The following is a 6,139-nucleotide window of genomic DNA, read 5'->3' as shown; positions in this document are numbered from 1 at the left end:
CCCGTGCCGCCACCGCCGGTCCCGCCGCCGCCGGTCCCGCCGCCGCCCGGCTCGGTGCTGCCACCGCCGCCTACGCCGCCTCCCGCGCCGCCGCCGCCCGGGAAGCCCGTGAAGGTGCCCGAGATGAAGCTGGGCGCCAGAGCGCTCGTGCCCGTCAGCGAGCCGGACCCGGCGATCGAGAACAGGTTGGCGCCGTTGCGGTTGCCGAGATCGCCACCGAAGTCGACCGGTTCCAGGCGCTCCTGGGCCAGCTCGGTCGGCGGCAGAAGGGGCCCGAAGGCGCCGCCGGGGCCGATGTCCGGCACCGGATCGTTGAAGTTGTTGCCCGAGCTGACGATCTGGTCGCCGCCGGCGGCCGGCTGGATGCCGTTGGCCTGGAATGCGGCCGCGAGGGCTTCGCGCGGCACTTCGACGTTGCCGATCAGGAGGTTGGGAAGGGCGACCTCTTCGGCCGCTCCCGGCACGGCGGAGCCCGATGCGGGGCCGACGCCTTCCAGGACGATGATCGAACCGTCCGCCTGGACGAGGGCCAGCACCTGCTTGCCGTCGATGGTGACCAGCTTCACCGTGTCGAAGGTGGCACCCTCCGGCAGGCGGTAGGCGGTCGCCTCGATGCCGCCACCCAGCGGGCTCGGCTGCAACTTCACGATCTTGTCGGGAGCGGGGAGGGGGAACGCATCCGTGGCGGTGCCGGGCGTCGTGGTGCCCGGCGTCGCGGCTTGGGCGACGCGGACCATCAGCGGCCGTGCGTCTTCCGCGGGGGCGACAGGACCAAGACCAGCGGCGCCGGGGGCCTCGATGCGCATGGGATACTCCTCGATCAGGCGGGCGTAGGCGAAAAGGCGAGCTCAATTTGCTTCAAATGATAACTACCCTTTCCACGTGTGCTCGCAATGGTTGCGTAACGTGCAATTTATACTGGGATATGCCTCTACCTCCCATTCTCCCTTCAGGGTTAATGGTGAGCTATATCCGGATATATCTCTTTGGGTCTCCGGATCGCGCCAGCGGCTGAATCGCCCGTCAACGGCGCACTCAGGGTTGAGTGGATGTTTGCCTTAAATTTTCGGCAATCCAACAACCGCGGAGTCACTGCCTTCCTTCACGCGGTCACAAGGGGATGTAGGCAAATCTTGCCGCCGTCAGCAGTGCGGATCGGCAGCAGTGGTTTCGAGACAAGGATCAGCAAGACGTCTCGGTGCCTGCCTCGTCGTTGCGGTCGCTTGCGTCGTGTCGCTCGGGGATGTCGAGCACACGCGGGCCGATACTCTCCTGCGCCCTTCCATCGTTCCCGGCGCCGCGCCGACCAAGGCGCGCCGGCCGCTGCAGGTCCCCGCGAACCCGTCCGTCCGCAAGGCGGCGGCGCCGCCGGAGTTGCGCGGCAGCCTGCCCGGCGACGACATCACGGGAGCGTTGCCGTCCCCCGGTCTCGAGCGGGCGCCCGGCCTGACCGGGGAGGGGCTCTTCGGCTCCGTGGAACTGCCCGTCCGCACCACGGTCGCCTCGGCACGGTGGAACGCCATCCTCGCCGACGACCCCGCCCGCTATTTCCAGGCCTGCACGTCCGGCCAGGCCTGCGGCGCGCCCCTGCACAAGGCGTACGAGGCGGTGAAGGGCGCGCATGCCGCCGGCCTCTCGCTGGAACTCCTGCGCGACGTCAACGCCGCCGTGAACCGCTCCCTGGCGTTCCGGTCCGACGAGGAGGTCTGGGGCGTGAGCGACTACTGGGCGTCGCCCGGCGAAGCCGCGTCGAAGGGAGCCGGCGATTGCGAGGACTTCGCCATCGCCAAGTTCGGCATGCTGCGCGCCATGGGCGTTTCAGGCGACCTGATGCGCATCGCCGTGGTGAAGGACCTTCGCAAGGGAATCGGCCACGCCATTCTCGTCGTCCGCGTCGGCGGCGTGTCCTGGGTGCTCGACAACCAGGCACTCGACGTCCGGCCGGACACGGCGGTGACCGGCTACATGCCGCTCTACACCGTCGGCACCCAGGGCGCCTGGGTGCACGGCGTGCGGCGCCCCGCCTCCGTGTCCGCCGGCGCCGAGACCCGCCCGGTCGCGCTGCGGCCCAGCCTGAACTGAGAGCGTGTGACTCTGTCCCCGCCCCCATCTCCCTCATCCTGAGCCGGCCGCGAAGCGGCCGAGTCGAAGGACGCAGATTGCCTTCAGCGGCACTTTTGTGCGTCCTTCGACTCACGGCCCTGCGGCCGTGGCTCAGGATGAGGGGCTTGGGGGGCGGTTGAGAGAAAGAGTCACGAGCTCTGAAGTCCGGCGCGCGACGTCTCAGCCCGGCAGGATGTAGCCGACCACAAGGTCCCGGCGGGACGGCTGCGCCAAGGTGACCTTCGCCCGGCCGGTGGCGATGGCCATCGAGGTCCGGATGGTGAAGCCGCAGAGCACCGCCCGGCCCGGCTGCGCGGCGAGCAGCTCGATCAGCTTGTCCACCGGAACGTCCAGCGAGAGGCGCGCCTTCGACACGTCGTCCTCGCTCGCGGCCTGGGCCCGCCCGACGACGTAGGCGCTGAACTCGCCGTTGAAGTTCACCAGCGCGCGGCTCGCGCTGATCACGAAGCAGGGCAGGGGCGCCGCCAGGGCGGCATGGAGGATCTCGCGCGCGTCCTGGCCCTGGGCGAGCTTCTCGGCCCGCGCGCCGATCCATTGCAGGGCATGCACGCGCAGCAGGGACGAGAGGTTGGCGTCGGATCCGTCGAGCGGTTCGACGAGAGCCTTGACGTAGTCCGCGATCTTCACGCCCGTCTCCTGGGCGGCCTGCTCGAGGACTTCCCAGTAGGCGTCCTCCAGCCGGAACGCCCGGCGCCACGGTCCGCGCTTGAAGATCCTGAAGCGCATGGCCGGGCCGCCGTCGCCCGCCGGCAGGGCGGAGCGATCCGCCGTGCTGCCGTCAGCGCTCACGCAGCGACTCCTGGCGCGCCTTCATGATCGGCTTCAGCAGGTAGTCGAGCACGGTCTTCTTGCCGGTCAGGATGTCCACCTGCGCGACCATGCCCGGCATGATCGGAAAGTCCTTGCCGCGGTAGTGCAGCGACGAGCGATCGGTCTTCACCTGCACGATGTAGAAGGTCTCGCGCGCCTGCTCGTCATACACGCTGTCCGCCGACACGTGCTCGACCACCGCCTCGAGCCCGCCATAGATGCTGAAGTCGTAGGCCGTGATCTTCACGAGCGCGGGCTGGCCCTGCCGCAGGAAGGCGATGTCGGCGGGCTTCACCTTCGTCTCCACGACGAGGGCGTCCTCCAGAGGCACGATGTCCATCACGTGGCCGCCGGCATTCACGAAACCGCCGACGGTGTTCACCGTGAGCGTGTTGACGATGCCGTCGACGGGCGAGCGGATGTCCGTGCGCCGCAGCCGCTCCTGCGCACCCTTCGCCGTCTGGTTGATCACGGAGAGCTCGGCCGAGGCCTTCGTGAGTTCGGCGAGCGCGTCCTGGCGGAACTGCAGGTCGACCTCCTGCGTGCCGTTGCGGGCTTCGCGCAGGGCGGCCTCCACCTTGGCGATCGTCTCCTTGTTGGCGGCCTGCTGGCCGCGCAGCTCGACCGCGGCGCGCTGGGCCCGCAGCAGCTCCGTCTTGGGCGCGATGTTGCGGTTGGCGAGCGGGGTGATGATCTCGAGCTCCTTCTCGGCGAGCTCGAGGCTCTCGCCGATGCGGGAGGCGTTTTGGTTGGCTTCGTTCAGCTCGCGCTGCCGCTGCTCCACGCGCTCGGCCATGGTCGACAGCTTCTTGCGCAGCGCGTCGTAGCGCGTGGCCAGCAGGTTGGCCTCGTTGACGCAGACCTCCGGGGCCAGCGACCGGAGCGTTTCCGGACAGACGTAGCCCGCCGCGGCGCGACCCTCGCTCTCGATCTGGAGCCGGGCGATCTGGGCCTGCAGGGTGCGCGACTTCGCCTCGACCTCGCCGAGGTTGGACGTGTTCAGCGTGCTGTCGAGGCGAACCAGGATGTCGCCCTGGTGCACCTGCTGGCCCAGGCGGACCATGATTTCCTGCACGACGCCGGGCTCGGAACTCTGGATCGTCTGGGTCTTCTTGGAGGGGATCACCTTGCCCTCGCCGCGCGTCACCTCGTCGACCTCGGCGAAGGAGGCCCAGCCGAGGAGGAACATGAAGAACAGCGCCGCCGACAGGATGATGACGGAGGCCGCCGTCGTGCTGCCGTCGTCGAGGGCGGCCGGCTTCTTGGACTTGGGGCCGGTCAAGCGGTCGGCAATGCTCACGGGGCGATGGTCCGGACTGTCGAAGAGGGGATGGTGGGGCGCGTGGACGTCGGCGTCACGTCGGGCAGGATGGCGTCAGGCAGGATCATGGCAGCCAGGGAAGCCGCCAGGCGCGAAAGGCACTGCGCATCATCTCGCGCACGGCGGTGCCCTTTTCGAACGCCAGGGTCAAGCGCTTCCCGTTCTGCGTCCGCATGGGGATGTCGATCCAGGGACGTCCGGTGAGCAGCTTGATGTTCTGGTCGCCGTCGGTGTCGTTGGCCGACAGGATCACCGCATAGGGCTCGCCGGGGGTCGCCGCGCCGGCCAGCGTCGCGTAGAGCGGAATGCCCCTCTCGATACCCGGGTTGCGAAGCTCCGGGATCCCGATCTGCGTCACCGGGCTCTGGGAGTTCACGAAGGCGATGTCGATCGCCAGCGGCGAGGGCGCGTTCGGCGTGCGGTCCGGGCGGAAGGTGACGACCACCTTGAGCCGCGGCCGGTCGATCACGACCTCCGCCGACAGGGCGGTCGGGGCACCGGTGCCGCCGTCCGGCTGCAGGAACCGCCAGGTGACCGTGCCCGCGTCGATCCGGGGCCGCCCCGGCTCGGCCTCGTTCTCCTCCACCAGCCCGGCGCGGAAGGGGCCTGCCGCGGCGCCCGCCTGGATCGCCTCGAAGGAGTTCAGCGCCACGGGAGCCGCCTCGCTGCTGTCGGGCGACTGCAGCAGGGCGTCGTAGACCGCGATCCCCGGCGGCGACCAGGCCTCCGCGAGATAGAGCGATCGGGGCGAACGCCCCATCGAGCGCGTCACCACCCGCACGGCGTCATCGCCCGTCTCCGGGGGCATCGTCATGGTCGGGCGACGCCCCAAGAGCCTTGTGTCGGTCAGCAGGTCGGGGTCGCGCAGATCGGCGGCCCGCAGCTGCGGCGGCAGGTCGCGCGGCGGTTCCGGCGGGGCGACCGGCTTGCCGGCCACGGCCTTTCCCTTTTGCGCCTTGCCACGGGCCGGAGCCTTCGCCGGCGCGGGCTCGCCGTCGGGACCGGGCGGAGCGACCGCAGTCTGGCCGTCGGGGCTCGCCTCGGCCGTCGGCTGAGCCGGCTTGGCCGGCGCCTTGGCGCGCTTGGTCGGGGGCTTGGCGGGGGGCGGCGGCGCGGCGGGGTCCGTCGCCTGGGCGGCGTTGCCGGGCTGGGCGCCGTTGTCGGGCGATGCGTCCTGCGTCTCGGCCGCAGGCGGCGCGGCGGGCACGGGCTTCGCGACCTTGGCGCGGGGCGGCTTGGCCACGGGCTTCGGCGCTTCCGCGGCTTTCGCCGCATCGTCAGCCGCAGCGGCGGCCGGGTCCGGCGTGCCGGCGGGATCGTCCGTCTTGGCGACGGGCGCGGCGGCCGGAGCGGGCTTGGCCGCCTTGGCCCGGGGCGGCTTGGCCGGCTTCACCGGTGCGGGGGGCTTCGCAGCGTCTTCGGTCGGGGCAGCGCCAGGCTCCTCGGCGGAGGGCGCCTCCGCCGTGCCGGCCGCGGGCGCGGCCGGCGCGGGCTTGGCAGTCTTGGCGCGGACGGGCTTCGGCGCCGGCTTGGGGGCAGCCTGCGCGGGCTCGGCCGCCTCGTTGCCGGGCGCACTGTCCTGCGGCGCGGCGGCTTCGGTGGCGGCCTCGGCGGGCTTCGGCTTCGGCTTGCTCCGTGGCGTGGCACGGGGGGCGGGCCGTGCCGGGGCGGCCTCGGCCTCGGGCGCGGCACCGCCCGGCTGGGGCAGAATCATCGGGCCGGACTGTGCCCACGCGCCGGCGCTCGCCCAGAGGGCGGCGGCCGCAGCGAGGAACGTCAGACGCATGATCGGCAGCATGGCGAAGGATTGCGGCCCGTGGATGCGAGGTTAATGACGGCACAACCATAGCACACGCCTGCTTAATGCGTGGCGAATGTGGCGAC

The 6,139-nt window shown here is 71.0% G+C and carries 5 protein-coding genes; 1 reads left to right on the top strand and 4 read right to left on the bottom strand.

All coding sequences use genetic code 11. The features are described from left to right. The coding region (locus Q0Q47_RS24405; protein ID WP_293866198.1) for a hypothetical protein at nucleotides 1–806 on the bottom strand (806 nt) is incomplete at its 3' end. A gap of 424 nt (nucleotides 807–1,230) precedes the next feature. On the opposite strand from Q0Q47_RS24405, the gene Q0Q47_RS24400 reads away from it, so the two are divergent. Next, nucleotides 1,231–2,082 (top strand): transglutaminase-like cysteine peptidase, encoded by an 852-nt coding sequence (locus Q0Q47_RS24400; protein ID WP_293866195.1) that lies wholly within the window; start codon nucleotides 1,231–1,233, stop codon nucleotides 2,080–2,082. A 201-nt stretch (nucleotides 2,083–2,283) separates the two neighbouring features. Here the strand turns inward: Q0Q47_RS24400 and Q0Q47_RS24395 are convergent, their stop codons facing one another. The 3 genes from Q0Q47_RS24395 to Q0Q47_RS24385 form a co-directional block, all read right to left on the bottom strand. Then, nucleotides 2,284–2,913 carry a ribbon-helix-helix domain-containing protein gene (locus Q0Q47_RS24395; protein WP_293866192.1) on the bottom strand — a complete coding sequence of 210 codons (630 nt, stop codon included), beginning with the start codon at nucleotides 2,911–2,913 and terminating at the stop codon, nucleotides 2,284–2,286. Further along, the gene (locus Q0Q47_RS24390; protein ID WP_293866189.1) at nucleotides 2,903–4,234 is read right to left on the bottom strand and encodes an HlyD family type I secretion periplasmic adaptor subunit; all 1,332 of its coding nucleotides are present in this window, start codon (nucleotides 4,232–4,234) and stop codon (nucleotides 2,903–2,905) included. Before Q0Q47_RS24390 ends, Q0Q47_RS24395 begins: the two co-directional genes overlap by 11 nt. Before the next feature lie 85 nt (nucleotides 4,235–4,319). After that, nucleotides 4,320–6,041: a hypothetical protein gene (locus Q0Q47_RS24385; RefSeq protein ID WP_293866186.1), complete on the bottom strand. Its 1,722-nt coding sequence runs from the start codon at nucleotides 6,039–6,041 to the stop codon at nucleotides 4,320–4,322. Nucleotides 6,042–6,139: the final 98 nt, after the last annotated feature.

Origin of the sequence: uncultured Alsobacter sp., assembly GCF_945952055.1 — a bacterium.
Classification (GTDB): domain Bacteria; phylum Pseudomonadota; class Alphaproteobacteria; order Rhizobiales; family Beijerinckiaceae; genus Alsobacter.
This window is presented reverse-complemented; position numbering and strand designations above follow the sequence as displayed.